Source organism: Enterobacter sp. BNK-34, assembly GCF_048684445.1.
Taxonomy (GTDB): Bacteria; Pseudomonadota; Gammaproteobacteria; order Enterobacterales; family Enterobacteriaceae; genus Enterobacter; species Enterobacter pseudoroggenkampii.
Genome location: NZ_JBLQUA010000001.1, coordinates 1,753,152 through 1,769,595 on the forward strand (window position 1 = coordinate 1,753,152; position 16,444 = coordinate 1,769,595).

The following is a 16,444-nucleotide window of genomic DNA, read 5'->3' on the forward strand; positions in this document are numbered from 1 at the left end:
GTCTGGCAAGACAAGTCCCCAACCAACAAGCCCCGTGCTTGGTCAGTCACTGGGATGCATGCAGTCCCAAGAGTGGGGCCTCGCTGAAAAGGCAGAAATGATGCAATCAAAAGTCTAGTCTATCCAACAACTCGGATTGTCGGTAGGAAGGAAGATACACCGATCCATATGTCTCAAAATACTCAATGCCGTACGGAAGTAACTCATTTACAAAATGGTCTTTGAGCCCCTGCATACTCTTAATCCAGTCCTTGACGTCTTGATCTGTATAGAGTCTTTCAACATCGACAGTCCTAGCCTTCAAAACAGCAGCCCTCAAAGCCCAAAGCCTTTCTATAGGGTCAGGATGCGTTCTAGAGGCATTAAATGGCGGGTTGATATAATTTGAAATTGCATAAAATATATCAATGTACAGAAAGAAAAGAACTGCACCATTCAATACGTCAGCACACTCTTCGTCATCGTAATCAGCATGAAGAATTGAACCTGCATCGGCATCAAATTCCTGATGCTGTCTTGGTGTAAAATACTTTTCTGCTCGGCCAAGGCCATCTCGAATCATCAGTAACTCGGAATGTGAGGTAAGATTTGCGTCCTCGCCAAAGTGACCAAGTAATGCGTGTGCATACTCATGTCCGATTATAAAAGCCAGCTGATCGTTCACAATTTTAGTACAGTGCCGCTTTACATTGTCTGGTAGATCGCCTCTAGGGTCGAGGTCAAAATCTTGAGTTTCGGTGAGTAGCATCGTTCGACAAGCGATAAAAAGACACGCGTCTGTATCCTTGTGATCCAGCTCTTCAGCGACCCCCTTGAAATGAGCATTCATATAAAATAGGAAATGTTTTAGCGCCTCAGACACAACAATAATTTTGCCATGCTCGTTGCTAATGCATACACCATGAGGCTCCCTAGACAAAGCATAGCCAGCCGCTATACCTTGACTGATTTTTGCCATTTCATCGGGTAGTCTATCGATGTAATCCTCAAAGTCGATTGATTGATAATATGAAGAGAGTGACCAATTTTGAATATTTTTATTTCTCCTGTGTAAAAATACTCTGGTGAGCCTTGGGCAATAAGCGACGCTTTTAGCTCGTAAGGCTAAAAGATAATCATCAGCGCTCGAAATACACTCTATTCTTTGTATCTCTTCACGCGTACAAATAGGATAATAAAATAAACTTTTACTCTCTAACCCCTGAACTTCCGATAATGGAAAGACTACAGTTGCGTGCAAAATAAAGTCCTCCCCAATATAAAGCTCCCTAGCTAGCCTTTCGCGCTCATCGTGATTGAGAAGATTGTCTTTATAGCAATCTTTCACTGAAGAATATTTTTCCGGATCGTCATCTTTATATATTACTTCGAAGTGAATAAAATCCACGTTATGATCAATCCCAAATATATCTTTTAAGACGGTATTGATTTCATTTTCGAATTTCACTTTATAAGTGCTCCTCTTTGCGCTTGGCGCATATCTCCTTGCGCTAGACTCTATGACCTTTATCGTCTGTCACGCGGCTGTAGTGTTGGTGAGTTTCCAGATCCGCTCCGGTGAGTTGGGAAAATGGAATAAGTACCGGTGGTCTTTTGATTGGCATGTCGCTATCTCAAAATTTTATGAGTTTGAGATAGTATAGATCACCACTTAAAACTATCTCAATTTTTAATGTTTTTGAGATAAATTATTCCCTGTTAAGGCATGATAATTTATAGGTATCCCTATGCTTCAATCTCTGAACCACTTAACGCTTGCTGTCAGTAATTTGCAAACTAGCCTGACATTCTGGCGCGATTTGCTGGGGTTGCAGCTTCATGCTGAGTGGGATACTGGTGCTTATCTTACCTGTGGTGACCTTTGGATCTGTCTTTCTTACGACGTATCCCGTAACTACGTAGCCCCGCAGGAAAGCGACTACACCCACTATGCATTCAGCATCGCGCCAGAAGATTTTGAACCGTTCTCGTATAAGCTGAAACAGGCGGGAGTGCCGGTCTGGAAAGACAATAAAAGCGAAGGGCAATCTTTCTATTTTCTTGACCCGGATGGTCACAAGCTGGAGCTGCATGTGGGAGATTTAGCATCTCGACTGGCGCAATGCCGTGAGAAGCCTTACTCTGGAATGCGTTTCGGTCCTAGAGAATAATTACGCTACTTTGTGATCTTCCACGCAGTATTCAATTTTATGTCCCATTTTGGGGGCAAATCTCCAAACTAAAATCTCATAACCCATTAATTATCAATAAATTAAACGAAAAGGCGAGTCCGGCCTTCGCACTCATTCTCTAAACACCTCCCTCCGATGCCACTCCACAAACCCCTCCCTTGGATTATTCCCTTTTACCATTGGCAACGCAATCTGCTTCCCGGCAAAATCCCAGAAAAGCCGTCCAACAATCCCGCCCCCATTCACCGCCTCAGATACCAGCACCCTCAAACTCCCATCCAGCCCAATCGCTCCCTTATCAAACGCCTTATGATGAATCGCACACAGCGCCAGCCCGTTCGGGATCTCACACGGTCCGCCAAACTGCTTCCACTTGATATGCGCGGCTTCAAGTCCAACAGAGGCGTTATCATGTCGCATGTTAAACCCGCAGATTGCACACTCATAGTTATAAGCTCGCAGCACCTGCTGGCGGAACAGCGGATCTCGAACCTTACGGATCTGCTGGATATCAAAACCCATCTCATCCGCGATCTCTTCCTGAATGCTTTCAGGAAAGTGCGCTTCAAGGATCTGCTGCGCCAGCGAGCCGATCAGGTTTTTGTTCTTACTTAGCAGCGCAAAGTGTTCTTCATCAAACCCGCCTGCGACGTTATGTTCCATAAGTTCTTTAACAGGCGGTTGCTTACTGCCAATGGTCGAACAGAACTCAGTATTCTTCAGATCCCAAAATCCATCCCCCTTAAGCCGCCAGAAAGGCATATTCGGGTAATGCGCCTTCCGCTGTGGGCCAAAGCGTTCTAATAGGCTAAGCAGCTGCTCGTGGACTTCTGTACCGTAATCAAACAGTCTCGCATGCCCCTGCTGATACTTCGCCAGCACGTACAGAAGCAATAAAGGCTTATGCGGCGCACGTTGTTCGCCTTTGCGCCAGATGGTGATATCGGCAATTGCCTGTTCGAGAGTTTTGCTGGAAGCCATCGCGTTACGGAAGAAGGTAAATAATTGCGATGATGCTCGCAAAACCCAGACCAATCAACCCGCAACTAACAAAAACATGACATTACCGCACAGAACTCTATTTTCTGAATCCCCCTCGCAAATTCCAAATTTACCCCACACCAAACCGCTGTATTTATATTCAGCCCTGTATAATGAACACCAGAATTTACGCCAACCGGCGAAAGGAAGTATCGAAGAATATTTAACGAGAGAATTCGCGATATGAAGGTGCTGCAACACCCCCATACCGCTAACCACAACCAACTTGATAGGAGTTGTATATGGCTGCGACAAATTTTAAGCCAGAGTTTACTGTTTGCAAAACAGAATCAGACGCTTTCACCGGCATGATTGAAAACCGCGAGCTGGTGCGCAAAAACAGCGCCCGCCGTTTACACGGCAACCAGCTCAACGCGGCGACCGTCCATCCCCGCGCGGAGACGCCGCAGGACAGTGCCGCCTGCTGTGAACTCTATGCCCGCATAGATATGAAATACCTTCTGCTGGGCGGCGAGTGGTTAACCCGTGCGGGCTTTATCGACGGCATGCCCGTAAAAATCCGCGCCATGAAAGACTGTATTGTGATTACGCCACAACATACAAGAGAATTATGGGGATGCCTGGAAGGTATGAGCGTGGTGAATATAAATAAAAAGAAAGTGGCGCAGTGGTTGAAGACGTTTCCGGGAGCGCTGAATGATACAGGCGATATACCGGCTGTTAAGCGTGGAACAGGGCAGGCGATGTCGGAGTAACTGTGCTTCCCATCTAATGTAACGCTTGAAGCAATAAAACGGGCATGTCATCTCATGCCCGTTTTAAGTAAAAATCAATCGTGCTTAACCTGCTCTTTCACCGCCTTAACCAGCGCAGCGTGAAGTTTGCCGACGGTTAAATCACATATAACAGGTTCGGGTATGCCACGTATCCAGCGGATAAACCGACAGATGCCAAAAAAGTCTATGCCTTCACCCGTAAACAGATACTCATTCTCTGCGAGAGAGAACGTTTTCCTGTAGCCATCTTCTTCCGTGGCAAGTTTAACGCCAAACGCTTCTTCGCAGTCTTCCAGTAGGTCTTCGCCGTCGATACCGCAAATATGCAAATCGGCCTCAATCAACGTATTGCTATCGATAGGTTTACGATGCTCACCTGAGGAGTTTCGAACAACCTCAATGACTTGAGAGAGTGTGGGTTCCATAATGATGCTCTCCTTTAACGCGCTAGAAATAATCGCCAGCGCTTCCCGGCGGCGCTCCGCTTGGTCGGACCGACAAGCGCAACGTTACCCCGGCCCGAGAAATTTTAAAGTCCGTTCAGGCTATCGCCATATGATTCCAGGCATCTCTGTAAACGATATTCCCGTCACAGTGTTTCCAGGTGATTGCCTCATATCTTAGCTCGATTGTCTCTGTATGCGTTCCTGTTCCAGAACCAGGGAACAGATTTGGCGTGATACCCGTGATTTTCACATTCTCCAGGATAATGTTGAAATATTCTCTCTCTATTCCTGCATCATCAATTTGATACATTTTTATCGTAGCCGATTTTAGTGTTTGATTTTCACACAGTGCCCTGAAGAGAACGGGTGTTGTTTTATCAAACTCTTTCTGAACGGCAATCGGTGTATGTACACGAGTACCTGTTAATCGGCCTGTACTTTCACTCACTGGAATGGTGAGATGATGAGCGACCGCCTTTAATTCAATAGCGCCTAACCTACCGGACACCATGGAGCCTCCTACGACGGGTGAGCCATTAGCATCGGTTAACCAAAGATACGCTGGATTTGACATAATTATTCCTCATCTATATTTACAAAAGAAGGTAGGTGCAACATCGCCACGACCCATATGAATAAGCCAATAATTTTCAGCGGCCATGGATCAAGGACAGCTATACAAGCAAATGCACCGATGATCAGTAAGGGACCTGATAACACATCCAGGATCCCGCCAAAAATACCTATCATTCCTGGCAGTAATTTATTCATTACTAATGAAATAATGTAAGCGCTTAGGGTAATGATGCAAAAGGCGATTGTTTTATCATTCCAGGTTTCGAATTCAACCCAGCTAAGGATATAGGCTAAAACTAAATATGAGCAAAGAAGCAGGTTTATAATGGGGATGATAAACTTACTCATACGCGCCTGCCGTAGTGTATGCAGTTAGTTTTTCATTAACTTTCTTCATGATCTGATTAAATACAGGCTTTCCTTCTGAATAACCTGCATGGATAGCATCTACGAAAGGCTGGACGGCATCAGCGAACAGAAAATAAAGTAAGTCATAGTCTCTTGGTCTCAGAAGTTGATATACCTCTGGGGCTTCGGCTTTGAGTCTGTCAGATGTTCTGATTGAACGTTCAGCCATTCCCCCAAACAAAAGGAGTGTGCTCAGTGCTGTGATTGGGTTATTTTTCCCTTTGAAAACAACAAACGTGAAGGACGTTCTTTCAATAACATGTTTCGCGATAGTAGATGCAATAATATTGGTTGATACTCTACCTGCGATTGAAGTCATTACAGATCTGTATATTTTATCCTGCTCCGCCTCAGTTAAATATCTGTTGAACGCTTCGAATATGGCTTTAACTGCATTGACAATGTTCTCGTAATTCAAAATGTCGTTTTTTATGGCAGTGAGCATTCGTATTCGTTGAGTTTCACGAGCATACCTGGTATCCGTGTCAAAGATACCATAAACCAGATATCCATAATCTAGCGGTACAGATAGTCCTCCATTTATAAGCCCAGTAACTGTATCAGGAGAAGCTATTATGTCGCATAATCTCCGAGCTATATCTTCTACATCGGCCATAATAATCCTTTAAATGCGCAATAAAGGATTTATCAATGTAATATTAATGTGACTGAAGCAATTTATTTTGTCTAAACAAGAAATTAAGAATTGTTATAGGTATGAATTTTATCTTTAATGAGATAATCAGCGGCTTCATGCCATTTCCCCGCATTCCACCGCTAAATCGACTTTAACTAAACACCGGCACCCCCAGCCCCACCTTCACCTCCCTCAACGTCTCCTGTGTCACCCCTTGCGCCCGTTCGGTCCCGCGCTTCAGCATCGCCATCAGTTCCCCCTTATCCCGCATATACATCGCCCTCCGCTCCCGCATCGGCGCAATCAGCTCCTGCAAACACGCCTCCAGCTCGTTCTTACAAACCCGGTCGCCCAGCCCGCCTGCCTGATAGTGCGCCTTCATCGCCGCCACCTTGCCCTTGTCCGGATGAAACGCGTCGAGATACGTAAACACCACGTTTCCCTCAATCTGCCCCGGGTCGCTCACCTTCAGGTGGTTCGGGTCGGTGTACATGGCGCTGACCGCACGGTGAATCGTTTCTTCGCTAGCCGAAAGGTGCAGCGTGTTGCCCAGCGATTTCGACATCTTGGCGCTGCCGTCGATGCCGGGCAGGCGGCTAGTGTCGCTCAGCATCGCCTTGCAGTGGCGCAGCACCGGGGCGGGCAGCAGGCTGTTCATCTTGTGCACAATCTCGTTGGTCTGCTCAATCATCGGCAGCTGGTCGTCGCCGACGGGCACGCACTCGGCCTTAAACGCGGTGATGTCCGCCGCCTGGCTGATGGGGTAGGCCATAAACCCGACCGGCAGCGAGCGGGCAAAGCCCTTCTGCGCAATCTCGTTTTTCACCGTCGGGTTACGCTCCACGCGGGCGACGGTGACGATGTTCATATACAGCATCGTCAGCTCGGCGAGGGCGGGCAGGGCGGACTGCAGGCAGATGGTGGTCAGGTTCGGGTCGATGCCGGCGGCGAGGTAGTCGGCCAGCACTTCGGGGATGTTGTCGCGGATTTTTTGCGGGTTACTGCCGTTGTCGGTCAGCCCCTGCAGGTCGGCAATCGACACAAACTGGTTGTGCGTCTGCTGGAGCGCCACGCGCTGGCGCAGCGATCCGACGAAGTGGCCAAGGTGCAGCGGGCCGGTTGGGCGGTCGCCGGTGAGGATGGTTGGTGCGTTCATAAAGACTCCTTAACGTTGTAATGCCGAAAGGGGTCTGAGATGTGAGAAAGCCGCCTTTCGGCGGCTATCTGAAAATGGGAAAAACTACTCCGTGCCGCCTTTAAGAAGGCAGCCACCAGCGGTTTACGGTGAGCACGGCGTGGTTTATGTTCATCTCTTTACCGTACCACGTCCGGCGCGAAAAACAAAAGGGCACGTCATGCTGCAATCACTCAATCATCTGACCCTCGCGGTCAGCGACCTGCAAAAAAGCGTCACCTTCTGGCACGCGCTGCTGGGGCTGACCCTGCATGCCCGCTGGAATACCGGGGCGTATCTCACCTGCGGCGATCTGTGGGTCTGCCTGTCGTACGACGAGGCGCGCCAGTACGTGCCGCCGCAGGAGAGCGACTACACCCACTACGCGTTTACCGTGGCGGAAGAGGATTTTGAACCGTTCTCGCAAAAACTTGAGCAGGCGGGCGTCACCGTCTGGAAGCAGAACAAAAGCGAGGGGGCGTCGTTCTATTTTCTCGACCCGGACGGGCACAAGCTGGAGCTGCACGTGGGCAGCCTCGCCGCGCGGCTGGCGGCGTGTCGCGAGAAGCCCTATGCGGGCATGGTGTTTACCTCAGACGAGGCTTGAGGCGCGTACCTTCAGCCTGCCCGCCAGCGTCACGTGCGTGGCGGCATCTTCCTGATTGCACAGGTACTCCACCGCCAGCCGTCCCAGCTCGCTATAGGGCAGCTGGATACTGGTCAGCGGCGGGGTGAGCTGTTCGGAAATCTTCTGGTCGTCGTAGCCCGCCAGCAGCATATCCTGCGGGATGCGCACACCGTTCACCGCCAGCGCCTGATAGCAGCCAATCGCCAGCCAGTCGCTGGCGCAGAAGATGGCGTCCGGGCGCTCGGCCAGCGCCAGCAGAGAAGTCGTGGCGGTAAAGGACTCGCTGAACTGCCAGTTGGTCTGGCGCACCAGGCCGTCGTCGCACGCGAGTCCGGCCTGCTGCAGCGCGGCCTGGTAGCCCGCCAGACGCTGGCGCGAGGCCTCCATCCAGCTCTCGCCGGTGATGTGGGCGATGCGCGTGGCCCCGCAGGCGATGAGGTGTTTAGTCACCTGGAAGGCGTTGGCGTAGTCGTCCGGGATAAACGACGGCAGCAGCGGCGAGCCGGGGTCACGCTGGTTGAGCAGCACCAGCGGGATGCGGGTGCAGTCCTGGAACGCCGTCATGTCCACCAGCGTGGTGACCGGTGAGGCGAGGACAATCCCGATGCAGTTGCGCTTCTCCAGCTGGCGGATGATGTTCAGCGCCAGCTCGATGTCGTCGCCGTAGTCGTAGACGGTGAGCAGGGTTTCGTTGCGCCACGCCGCTTCCCGTGCCTGGCTGATGGCGTCGATAAACGGGTCGAAGCTCTGCATGGAGCTGACCAGCAGGGCGATCTCTTCCTGGTTGCGCGGGGCGTGTACGGCGGGGAGGCGGTCGTAGCCTAGCTCGGTGGCGACGCCAATCACCCGCTGGCGGGTGTCGTCGCTGAGCTTGATGTTGCGGGACTGGTTAAGTACCAGCGATACCGTCGCCTGCGACACCCCTGCCGCCCGCGCAATATCGTTCATCGTCACTTTCGTTTTTCGCTTCATCCGTCCTCTCCCTTTCGCGAATTCGCATCATACCCTAACCGCACGCTTTAGCGCCGTCGATCACGTTTCTCGTTCATCGAAGCGTGAACTTTGTGAGGGGCATCGCTTTTCTCAACGCCGTGATTTGCGCATTTATCCCGCAACTAATATTTATTAGCTAAATATTATCAGTAAGAGGACGCGTAATGAAAGAGCAGTGGAGCAGGGAGCAGGCACAGGCGTGGTATCAGCAGAAGGGCTGGCTGTGCGGATTTAACTATCTGCCGTCGACGGCGGTGAACTGGACCGATATCTGGCAGGAAGAGACCTTCGATGCCGAAACCATCGAGCGCGAGCTGGGCTGGGCGGCGGACGCGGGCTATAACACCCTGCGCATCAACCTGCCGTTTATCGTCTGGGAGCATGACCGCGACGGGCTGATGGCGCGCATCGACCGCTTTTTAACGATTGCCAACGGCCACGGGTTCAGCACCATGCTGACCCTGATGGACGACTGCGGCTTCTCCGGCGACGAGCCGTACCTTGGCCCGCAAAAGCCGCCGGTGCCGGGCAAGCACAACAGCCAGGCGGCGGCGAGTCCGGGGCGCGACAAGGTGTGCGATCCGGACTGCTGGGCAGACATTGAGCGCTATATCCGCGACGTTGTCCGCCAGTTCCGCGAGGATGGGCGCGTGCTGCTGTGGGATCTCTATAACGAGCCGGGCAACCGCGGCATTTTCGCGACCGGCACGCAGGAGGTGCAGTACGACGCGAAGCTGGAGACCTGCGCCCACGCGCTGATGAAGCTCGCATTCCAGTGGGTGCGTGAAGAAGATCCAACCCAGCCGCTCACTGTCTGCGCGTGGCGCCTGCCGCCGGAAGAGGAGGGCGAGACGTTCTTCCAGCATCCGCTGGACCAGACCGCGCTGGCGCTCTCGGACGTGGTGAGCTTCCACGCCTACACCCACACTGGCCGCATGACGGCGATTATTCAGCAGCTGCAACAGCTCGGACGACCGCTGTTCTGCACCGAATGGCTGGCGCGCCACGTGGGCAGCACCATCGAAGAGCAGCTCCCGCTGATGTACGCGGCGAAGGTCGCGCCATACCAGTGGGGGCTGGTGCGCGGCAAAACCCAGACGTGGCTGCCGTGGCCGGTGGTGATGAAGGAGTCCACGGACTACTGCCGCCTCTGGTTCCACGACGTGTTCGAGGAGAACGGCATTCCGTTCTCACGCCGTGAAATCACCCTGATGCAGCAACTGCGCAAGATCGCCCCGAAAGTTCAGGGCTAATAATATCGACCCGGCGGACCACCGCCGGGCAACCAGGCAGGCATATAACAATGGCAACGACAATGAAAATACCGTCTCGCGAGCTGTGGTCTTATTTTGGTTATGGTTTAGGTCAGTGTTTTAGCTTTGGTTTAGTGGGTTCGTTTATTAACTATTTTTACACCGACGTGCTGGGGATCTCGGCACTGGCGGCGAGCACCATCTTCCTGATTGCCCGCGCGTGGGACGCGGTTCACGATCCGCTGTTTGCCAGCATTATGGATACCATTAATAGCCGGTTCGGCAAGTTTCGCCACTTTTTGCTTATCGCCCCGCTGCTGATCACCGGCGTCACGCTGCTGTCGTTCTATAAAATCGAAGCGGACATGACCACCAAAATCCTCTACGCCGGGGTGACCTACATCCTGTGGGGGACGCTGTACGCCATCTCCGATATCCCGTTCTGGTCGATGTCGTCGGTAATGACCAACGACTCCGGGCAGCGCACCCGCGCGGTGACGGCGGCGATGCTCGGGGTGAACGCCGGGATTGCCTGCGCCAACATCTTCTTCCCGAAGCTGGCGGCCTATTTCGCCCAGTACAGTAATGACAAAGGCTACTTTATGGCGGCGCTGGTGATGATGCTGGTGGGCCTGCCGCTGATGCTTAACGGCTTCATGCAGATCAAAGAGCGCGTGCCGCCGAGCCCGGAAAAGGTGACCATCCGCGACACCTTCCACAACCTGCGCCAGAACAAGCCGCTGTTTATCGTCCTGCTGTCGTTCTTCTTCTGCGTGTTCCACAACGTGGCGGGCGGTCTCTATATCTACTTCTTTATCAACAATCTGGGCGACGGCAGCCTGCAGATGGCGATTGGCGTGATGGGGATTGTCGCGGCGGTGCTGTGCCTGGTCGCCCCGATGCTGACGCGCCGGATGCAGAAGCGGAAGCTGTTTATGATCCTCTGCGGGCTGGACGTGGCGGTGCGCGTGGTGATGTGGTTTGTCGGCTATCAGCAGGTGACGATGCTGTTTATTCTCCTCGGCCTGAGCACGCTGTTCGTGATGATGACCAACATCCTCACCTCGTCGATGATTGCCGACACCATCGAGTACGCGGAGTACCACACCCACAAGCGCTGCGCGGCGATCACCTTCTCCGGGCAGACCTTTACCGGCAAGATGTCGGTGGCGGTGGGCGGCGGGCTAATCGGGGTGTTTCTGACGATGATTGGCTACGTGCCGCAGGCGCAAATTCAGAGCGAGAGCGTGCTGTCGGGGCTGTTCTTCGGGATTTGCCTGCTGCCGGCAATAGGCTCGCTGATCCGCATGGGCTTTATGTCGCGCTTTACCTTTACCGAGGAGAAGCACGCGGAGATTTGTCGGCTGCTGGCGGAGCGGAACGCGTCTGCGAAAGCGCCGGGTGGCGGCTGCGCCTTACCCGGCCTACAGAAAATTACAGCGACTTCACAAACGCCAGCAGATCTTCGTTAAGCTGGTCCTGGTGGGTCAGCGCGAAGCCGTGCGGCGCGTTGTCGTACACCTTCAGCGTGGCGTTTTTGATCATCTCTGCCGCCAGCTTGCCGGTGCTTTCAAACGGCACGATCTGGTCGTTGCTGCCGTGGATCACCAGCGTCGGCACATCGATTTTCGCCATATCCGGGCGGAAGTCGGTTTCGCCGAAGGCGGTCACGCAGTCGATGGTACCCTTCAGGGAGGCCAGCAGGGCGATGTTCAGCGTCTGCGTCAGGGCACCGGCGGAAACGGTCTGTCCGGCGTTGGTGCCGTAGAACGGGGTGGCGAAGTCGCTGATGAACTGGGCGCGATCTTTACGCAGTCCGTCGCGAATGTCGTCGAACACGCTCTGATCCACACCCTGCGGGAAGGTCTCAGATTTACCAAAGATTGGCGTGACCGCGCCCAGCAGCGCCAGACCGGCCACGCGCGCGCTGCCGTAGTTGTTGATGTAGCGGGTCACGTCGCCGCCGCCCATGGAGAAGCCCACCAGCGTCACGTCCTGGAGGTCCAGGGTGGTGATCAGGTCGTTGATGTCGGACGCAAAGGTGTCGTAGTCGTAACCGTTCCACGGCTGATCCGAGCGGCCAAAGCCGCGACGGTCAAAGGCGATGGCGCGGAAGCCGCGCTCGGCCAGGTAGTTCAGCTGGCTGTCCCACATGTCGCCGTCCAGCGGCCAGCCGTGGCTGAAGAGAACCGGTTTGCCCGCGCCGCCTTCTTTGTAGTAAATCTGCGTGCCGTCTTTTGCCTTAAACGTTGCCATAGTGTGTTCCTGTGCAGGTGATGGTTAGGGTTATACCGGCGCGACCAGATAACGAATTGCCGGTGATGTTGTGCCCTGATGAAAAGCCAGAACGCGGCTCTGTAGCAGGAGGTCATTCATGGTGTGGCGCTCCTGCTGGCGCAGATGCTCAATCCAGGAGCCCATCAGGAAGGTCTCGATAAACAGGCCGGGGCGCTCAATATCCTCGTACACCGCCCAGCTCATCGCCCCGGCGCGGCGTCGCACCCGGCGCAGCTCGTGTACCGCCTCCAGGAAGGCTTTTGCGTTGTGCGGGTCGATGATGTACTCGTGCGAGACCAGCACCGGGCCGCGCTCGTTCGGCAGGTCGATCTCCACGCCGTCCAGCGGCTGACCGCTCAGGTCGAGGTTTAATTCCGGGTCTTTCTCCAGCTTCCAGCGGAATACGGTGGCGCTTGCCAGCACCATGCCCAGCGTGGCGACAACCAGCGCGGTAGGGGTGCCGAACCGGGAGGCTATCTGCCCCCAGATGGCGCTGCCCGTGGTCATCGAGCCGAAGAATACCGTCAGGTAGACCGCCAGCGCGCGGGCCTTCACCCAGCGGGCGGCGCTGCGCTGCGCGCCGAGGTTCAGCGTCGAGAGCACCGCAATCCACGCGAAGCCGGTGAAGAACTCAAACAGGTTGAGCAGCCAGACGTGGCGCACAAACGCCAGCGCCAGCATCGTGAGGGCAAAGACCAGGCTCGCGGCCACCATCAGCCGGTCGGCGTTCAGCCGCTGGCGCAGGCGCGGCAGCAGGATGGCCCCGGCAATCGCCCCCAGGCCAATGCACGCCAGCATCACGCCGTAGCCCGCCGGGCCCAGGCCCAGCTCGCGGCGCGCCACCAGCGGCAGCAGCGCCCAGCCCGCGCTGCCAAAGACAAAGAACGCCACGGTACGCACCAGCACGTTGCGCAGCACCGGGGCGGCGTGGACGTAGCGGATGCCGGTGCGCACCGCTGAGAAGAAGTGCTCCGGCGGCAGACGCTGAATGGACGGGGCCGGACGCCAGCGCCACAGTACCCACGCCACGCCCACCACGGACAGCGCGTTCAGGGCAAACACCATCCACGGCCCGGCGAGCGACAGCAGGAAACCACCCAGCGCGGGGCCAATCGCCCGGCTGATGTTCACCCCGAGCGAGTTCAGCGCCACGGCGGCGCCCAGCTCCGGCTTGCTCACCAGATCGGGCACCACGGCCTGGAACGGCGGCGAGCTCATCGCCGCCCCCACGCTCAGCAGAAACGTCGCCACCAGCAGCACGGTCGGGGTGACGTGTCCGGTGAAGGAGAGCGCCGTCAGCCCGGCGGCGGCGATGAACACCCACAGCTGGGAGAAGAGCAGGTATTTACGTCGGTCAACGATGTCCGCCATCACCCCGGACGGCAGGGCGAAGAGGAACATCGGCAGGCTGCTGGCCGCCTGCACCAGCGCGATATCCAGCGGGTCGGCGCTCAGGGTCAGCATGCTCCAGTTGATGCCGACGTCGCTCATCCATGAGCCGACGTTAGAGACCACCGTGGCGATCCACAGCATGCGGAACACCGGCTGGCTCAGCGGCTGCCAGGGTGAAACCGTCGGTGCGGGCGTCGTCTCGACGTGTGCGTCGCGAACGTCGTTAACCTGGGTCATGCGAACCTCTCCGTTGCCTTACGCTGCAGCCGCCACTGGCCCGGCCCGGTGAGAGCGAGAGTGGTGAAGATAATCAGCAGCAGCCAGCCAAACTGCCCTTCGGCAATCGACCAGTTCGGGTGGACCGCCAGCATCGCCACCAGCAGCACGGCGATAATCGGCAGGCACGCCAGGCGGGTGTAGACGCCCGCAACGATCAACAGTGGGCAGATCACCTCGGCGACAATCGCCGGGATCAGGCTGGCGTAAGGCCCGAAGCCGAACGGATCTTCAATGCGCGTCAGCTCTGCGCTGAAGTGCAGCACCTTCGGCAGGCCGTGCACGTAGAGCAGCAGCAGGCTGCCGGTCAGGCGCAGGAAGAACAGCCCCAGGTCGATCCGGGGCGGCATAGTGGTGTTTTTCATCAGAATGCAAAGCAGCTGCAGCCCAGCGCCCCCCAGAAAGCGTTATCGTCGGACACCGGCATCGCTGACGTGCGGGCGAAGTCATGCTGGTGGCTGTGAACCCCGCACGGCCCGCTGCAGTGGTGGACGGCGCTCATACCCACGCGTACGGCCTGCGGCGGCGCGCTGCGGTAGTGGCCCGGCACCTTCACCACCGGGGACCACTCGGGCAGAACCGGGATGGCCGGCGGCGCGAGCGGGCCAAAGTTGCCCGCGGCGTAAACGATATCGCCGTTGACCACCGTGAGAACGGACTCGATGCCCTTGATCTCCTCTTCCGGCACGCGGAAGTAGTCTTTGCTCAGCACCGCCAGGTCGGCGAGCTGGCCGACTTTAATCTGCCCCTTCTGGTTCTGCTCGCTGGAGAACCACGCGCTGCCCTGGGTCCAGAGCATCAGGGCGGTATCGCGGTCCAGACGGGCGCTGTGATCGTACATCTGCATCCCGCCGACGGTGCGGCCGGAGACCAGCCAGTAGAGCGCGGTCCACGGGTTGTAGCTTGCCACGCGGGTGGCGTCCGTCCCTAAGCCCACCGGTACGCCGGTCTCGAGCATTTTCGCCACCGGCGGCGTGTGGCGGGTGGCTTCGATGCCGTAACGCTCGGCAAAGTACTCGCCCTGGAAAGCCATGCGGTGCTGGACGGCAATGCCGCCGCCGAGTTCTTTAATGCGGTCGATGTTGGCCTGTGACACGGTTTCCGCATGGTCGAAGAACCAGTGCAGGCCGTTGAACGGTATGTCGCGGTTCACCTTCTCGAAGACATCCAGCATGCGGCTGATGGATTCGTTATAGGTGGCGTGCAGGCGGAACGGCCAGCGGTGCTCCACCAGATGGCGTACCACGCGCTCCAGCTCGTCCTCCATGCCCGGCGCGAGATCCGGGCGCGGTTCGAGGAAGTCTTCAAAATCGGCGGCGGAGAAGACCAGCATCTCGCCCGCGCCGTTGTGGCGGAAGAAGTCGCTGCCCTGGCCGGGCGTAAGCATGTCGGTCCATTTTTCAAAGTCTTCCAGCTCGTGGCCCGGGCGCTGGGTAAAGAGGTTGTAGGCGATGCGGATGGTCATCTGCTTTTTCGCGTGCAGCTCGGCGATCACCTCGTAATCTTCCGGGTAGTTCTGGAAGCCGCCGCCCGCGTCGATGGCGCTGGTCAGCCCCAGACGGTTGAGCTCGCGCATGAACTGGCGGGTGGAGTTGACCTGCTGCTCCAGCGGCAGCTTCGGCCCTTTGGCCAGCGTGGCGTAGAGGATCATGGCGTTCGGACGGGCAATCAGCATCCCGGTCGGGTTGCCGTTGGCGTCGCGCTGGATCTCCCCGCCCGGCGGGTTTGGCGTGTCTTTGGTGTAGCCGACCACCTTCAGCGCGGCGCGGTTGAGCAGGGCGCGGTCGTACAGGTGCAGGATGAAGACCGGGGTATCCGGTGCCGCGTCGTTAATTTCGTCCAGGGTTGGCATGCGGCGCTCGGCAAACTGGAACTCGGTCCAGCCGCCCACCACGCGCACCCACTGGGGCGACGGGGTGCGCAGAGCCTGCTCTTTCAGCATCCGCAGGGCGTCGGCCAGGGACGGCACGCCTTCCCAGCGCAGCTCGAGGTTGTAGTTCAGCCCGCCGCGGATCAGATGCAGGTGCGAGTCGTTGAGGCCGGGGATGGCGGTGTGGCCTTTCAAATCCACCACTTTGGTGCCGTCGCCGTGGTGCTGCATCACCTCGGCGACGGTACCCACTTCCAGAAATTTTCCGTCGCGCACGGCAACGGCTTCCGCGACGGGGTTTTCGCGATCGACGGTGTGAAACTGGCCGTTAACCAGAATGAGATCGGCTTTACCTGGGGTATCCATAACTGCTCCTGACTGAGAGGGGAATGGTCAGGATTATGGGAACCGGTTTCGGCAAAGATCCAGTTATACAATAGGATAGGTATACCAAAGTATAACTATACCTAAGGTTAACTATACGAAGAGATAATTACGCGCGGAGAAGGAAAGCCGCAGGATGAGGGCGACTTTATCGTCGTGGCACTCGCGGCGATTTCTACCC

General features: G+C 55.9%; 17 protein-coding genes. 5 read left to right on the forward strand and 12 right to left on the reverse strand.

The window, feature by feature from the left end; genetic code table 11:
* Nucleotides 1-106: 106 nt before the first annotated feature.
* Entirely contained in the window at nucleotides 107-1,447 is a 1,341-nt protein-coding gene (locus ACMGG5_RS08520) for a hypothetical protein (protein ID WP_420277724.1), read from the reverse strand.
* A gap of 280 nt (nucleotides 1,448-1,727) precedes the next feature.
* Here ACMGG5_RS08520 and ACMGG5_RS08525 point away from each other — a divergent pair, with 280 nt between their 5' ends.
* Nucleotides 1,728-2,150 (forward strand): FosA7 family fosfomycin resistance glutathione transferase, encoded by a 423-nt coding sequence (locus ACMGG5_RS08525; RefSeq protein WP_420277725.1) that lies wholly within the window; start codon nucleotides 1,728-1,730, stop codon nucleotides 2,148-2,150.
* Between the two features lie 132 nt (nucleotides 2,151-2,282).
* Here the strand turns inward: ACMGG5_RS08525 and ACMGG5_RS08530 are convergent, their stop codons facing one another.
* Entirely contained in the window at nucleotides 2,283-3,152 is an 870-nt protein-coding gene (locus tag ACMGG5_RS08530; protein ID WP_420277726.1) for a phosphorothioated DNA-binding restriction endonuclease, read from the reverse strand.
* 302 nt (nucleotides 3,153-3,454) lie between these two features.
* On the opposite strand from ACMGG5_RS08530, the gene ACMGG5_RS08535 reads away from it, so the two are divergent.
* Nucleotides 3,455-3,928 carry a SymE family type I addiction module toxin gene (locus ACMGG5_RS08535; protein WP_420277727.1) on the forward strand — a complete coding sequence of 158 codons (474 nt, stop codon included), beginning with the start codon at nucleotides 3,455-3,457 and terminating at the stop codon, nucleotides 3,926-3,928.
* A 74-nt stretch (nucleotides 3,929-4,002) separates the two neighbouring features.
* Here the strand turns inward: ACMGG5_RS08535 and ACMGG5_RS08540 are convergent, their stop codons facing one another.
* The 5 genes from ACMGG5_RS08540 to trpS all read right to left on the reverse strand — a co-directional run bounded on the left by ACMGG5_RS08540 (nucleotide 4,003) and on the right by trpS (nucleotide 7,172).
* Nucleotides 4,003-4,374: a hypothetical protein gene (locus ACMGG5_RS08540; RefSeq protein ID WP_104949501.1), complete on the reverse strand. Its 372-nt coding sequence runs from the start codon at nucleotides 4,372-4,374 to the stop codon at nucleotides 4,003-4,005.
* 115 nt (nucleotides 4,375-4,489) lie between these two features.
* Nucleotides 4,490-4,969, reverse strand: a complete 480-nt coding sequence (locus tag ACMGG5_RS08545; RefSeq protein ID WP_420277728.1) for an Hcp family type VI secretion system effector — start codon at nucleotides 4,967-4,969, stop codon at nucleotides 4,490-4,492.
* 2 nt (nucleotides 4,970-4,971) lie between these two features.
* Nucleotides 4,972-5,319 (reverse strand): hypothetical protein, encoded by a 348-nt coding sequence (locus ACMGG5_RS08550; protein ID WP_420277729.1) that lies wholly within the window; start codon nucleotides 5,317-5,319, stop codon nucleotides 4,972-4,974.
* Nucleotides 5,312-5,995, reverse strand: a complete 684-nt coding sequence (locus tag ACMGG5_RS08555) for a hypothetical protein (protein ID WP_420277730.1) — start codon at nucleotides 5,993-5,995, stop codon at nucleotides 5,312-5,314. Before ACMGG5_RS08555 ends, ACMGG5_RS08550 begins: the two co-directional genes overlap by 8 nt.
* A gap of 172 nt (nucleotides 5,996-6,167) precedes the next feature.
* Nucleotides 6,168-7,172: a tryptophan--tRNA ligase gene (trpS, locus tag ACMGG5_RS08560; protein ID WP_420277731.1), complete on the reverse strand. Its 1,005-nt coding sequence runs from the start codon at nucleotides 7,170-7,172 to the stop codon at nucleotides 6,168-6,170.
* A 199-nt stretch (nucleotides 7,173-7,371) separates the two neighbouring features.
* On the opposite strand from trpS, the gene fosA reads away from it, so the two are divergent.
* On the forward strand, nucleotides 7,372-7,797 hold the full coding sequence (gene fosA / locus ACMGG5_RS08565) for a FosA/FosA2 family fosfomycin resistance glutathione transferase (RefSeq protein WP_204624740.1): 426 nt from the start codon (nucleotides 7,372-7,374) through the stop codon (nucleotides 7,795-7,797).
* On the opposite strand, the gene ACMGG5_RS08570 is transcribed toward fosA, so the two are convergent.
* Nucleotides 7,783-8,790, reverse strand: coding sequence for a LacI family DNA-binding transcriptional regulator (locus ACMGG5_RS08570; protein WP_420277732.1), 1,008 nt, complete (start codon nucleotides 8,788-8,790; stop codon nucleotides 7,783-7,785). The genes fosA and ACMGG5_RS08570 overlap by 15 nt on opposite strands.
* A gap of 185 nt (nucleotides 8,791-8,975) precedes the next feature.
* Between ACMGG5_RS08570 and ACMGG5_RS08575 the strand changes: the two genes are divergently transcribed.
* Together ACMGG5_RS08575 and ACMGG5_RS08580 are read left to right on the forward strand one after the other, a co-directional pair.
* Nucleotides 8,976-10,064 (forward strand): cellulase family glycosylhydrolase, encoded by a 1,089-nt coding sequence (locus tag ACMGG5_RS08575; protein ID WP_420277733.1) that lies wholly within the window; start codon nucleotides 8,976-8,978, stop codon nucleotides 10,062-10,064.
* A 50-nt stretch (nucleotides 10,065-10,114) separates the two neighbouring features.
* Nucleotides 10,115-11,536 (forward strand): MFS transporter, encoded by a 1,422-nt coding sequence (locus ACMGG5_RS08580; protein ID WP_111964152.1) that lies wholly within the window; start codon nucleotides 10,115-10,117, stop codon nucleotides 11,534-11,536.
* Here the strand turns inward: ACMGG5_RS08580 and ACMGG5_RS08585 are convergent.
* From ACMGG5_RS08585 to ACMGG5_RS08600, 4 genes are read right to left on the reverse strand one after another with little or no spacing between them, the layout of a single operon-like run.
* Nucleotides 11,499-12,320, reverse strand: a complete 822-nt coding sequence (locus ACMGG5_RS08585) for an alpha/beta fold hydrolase (RefSeq protein ID WP_420277734.1) — start codon at nucleotides 12,318-12,320, stop codon at nucleotides 11,499-11,501. The two genes, ACMGG5_RS08580 and ACMGG5_RS08585, sit on opposite strands and share 38 nt — an antisense overlap.
* Before the next feature lie 30 nt (nucleotides 12,321-12,350).
* Nucleotides 12,351-13,970 (reverse strand): MFS transporter, encoded by a 1,620-nt coding sequence (locus ACMGG5_RS08590; RefSeq protein ID WP_024909511.1) that lies wholly within the window; start codon nucleotides 13,968-13,970, stop codon nucleotides 12,351-12,353.
* Nucleotides 13,967-14,374 carry a DoxX family protein gene (locus tag ACMGG5_RS08595; protein ID WP_420277735.1) on the reverse strand — a complete coding sequence of 136 codons (408 nt, stop codon included), beginning with the start codon at nucleotides 14,372-14,374 and terminating at the stop codon, nucleotides 13,967-13,969. Before ACMGG5_RS08595 ends, ACMGG5_RS08590 begins: the two co-directional genes overlap by 4 nt.
* Entirely contained in the window at nucleotides 14,374-16,245 is a 1,872-nt protein-coding gene (locus ACMGG5_RS08600; RefSeq protein ID WP_420277736.1) for an amidohydrolase, read from the reverse strand. Before ACMGG5_RS08600 ends, ACMGG5_RS08595 begins: the two co-directional genes overlap by 1 nt.
* Nucleotides 16,246-16,444 lie beyond the last annotated feature (199 nt).

Coding starts and splice junctions, on each gene's coding strand:
- ACMGG5_RS08525 (WP_420277725.1), top strand. CDS start 1,728: ATGCTTCAATCTCTGAACCACTTAACGCTTGCTGTCAGTAATTTGCAA.
- ACMGG5_RS08530 (WP_420277726.1), bottom strand. CDS start 3,152: ATGGCTTCCAGCAAAACTCTCGAACAGGCAATTGCCGATATCACCATC.
- ACMGG5_RS08535 (WP_420277727.1), top strand. CDS start 3,455: ATGGCTGCGACAAATTTTAAGCCAGAGTTTACTGTTTGCAAAACAGAA.
- ACMGG5_RS08540 (WP_104949501.1), bottom strand. CDS start 4,374: ATGGAACCCACACTCTCTCAAGTCATTGAGGTTGTTCGAAACTCCTCA.
- ACMGG5_RS08545 (WP_420277728.1), bottom strand. CDS start 4,969: ATGTCAAATCCAGCGTATCTTTGGTTAACCGATGCTAATGGCTCACCC.
- ACMGG5_RS08550 (WP_420277729.1), bottom strand. CDS start 5,319: ATGAGTAAGTTTATCATCCCCATTATAAACCTGCTTCTTTGCTCATAT.
- ACMGG5_RS08555 (WP_420277730.1), bottom strand. CDS start 5,995: ATGGCCGATGTAGAAGATATAGCTCGGAGATTATGCGACATAATAGCT.
- trpS (WP_420277731.1), bottom strand. CDS start 7,172: ATGAACGCACCAACCATCCTCACCGGCGACCGCCCAACCGGCCCGCTG.
- fosA (WP_204624740.1), top strand. CDS start 7,372: ATGCTGCAATCACTCAATCATCTGACCCTCGCGGTCAGCGACCTGCAA.
- ACMGG5_RS08570 (WP_420277732.1), bottom strand. CDS start 8,790: ATGAAGCGAAAAACGAAAGTGACGATGAACGATATTGCGCGGGCGGCA.
- ACMGG5_RS08575 (WP_420277733.1), top strand. CDS start 8,976: ATGAAAGAGCAGTGGAGCAGGGAGCAGGCACAGGCGTGGTATCAGCAG.
- ACMGG5_RS08580 (WP_111964152.1), top strand. CDS start 10,115: ATGGCAACGACAATGAAAATACCGTCTCGCGAGCTGTGGTCTTATTTT.
- ACMGG5_RS08585 (WP_420277734.1), bottom strand. CDS start 12,320: ATGGCAACGTTTAAGGCAAAAGACGGCACGCAGATTTACTACAAAGAA.
- ACMGG5_RS08590 (WP_024909511.1), bottom strand. CDS start 13,970: ATGACCCAGGTTAACGACGTTCGCGACGCACACGTCGAGACGACGCCC.
- ACMGG5_RS08595 (WP_420277735.1), bottom strand. CDS start 14,374: ATGAAAAACACCACTATGCCGCCCCGGATCGACCTGGGGCTGTTCTTC.
- ACMGG5_RS08600 (WP_420277736.1), bottom strand. CDS start 16,245: ATGGATACCCCAGGTAAAGCCGATCTCATTCTGGTTAACGGCCAGTTT.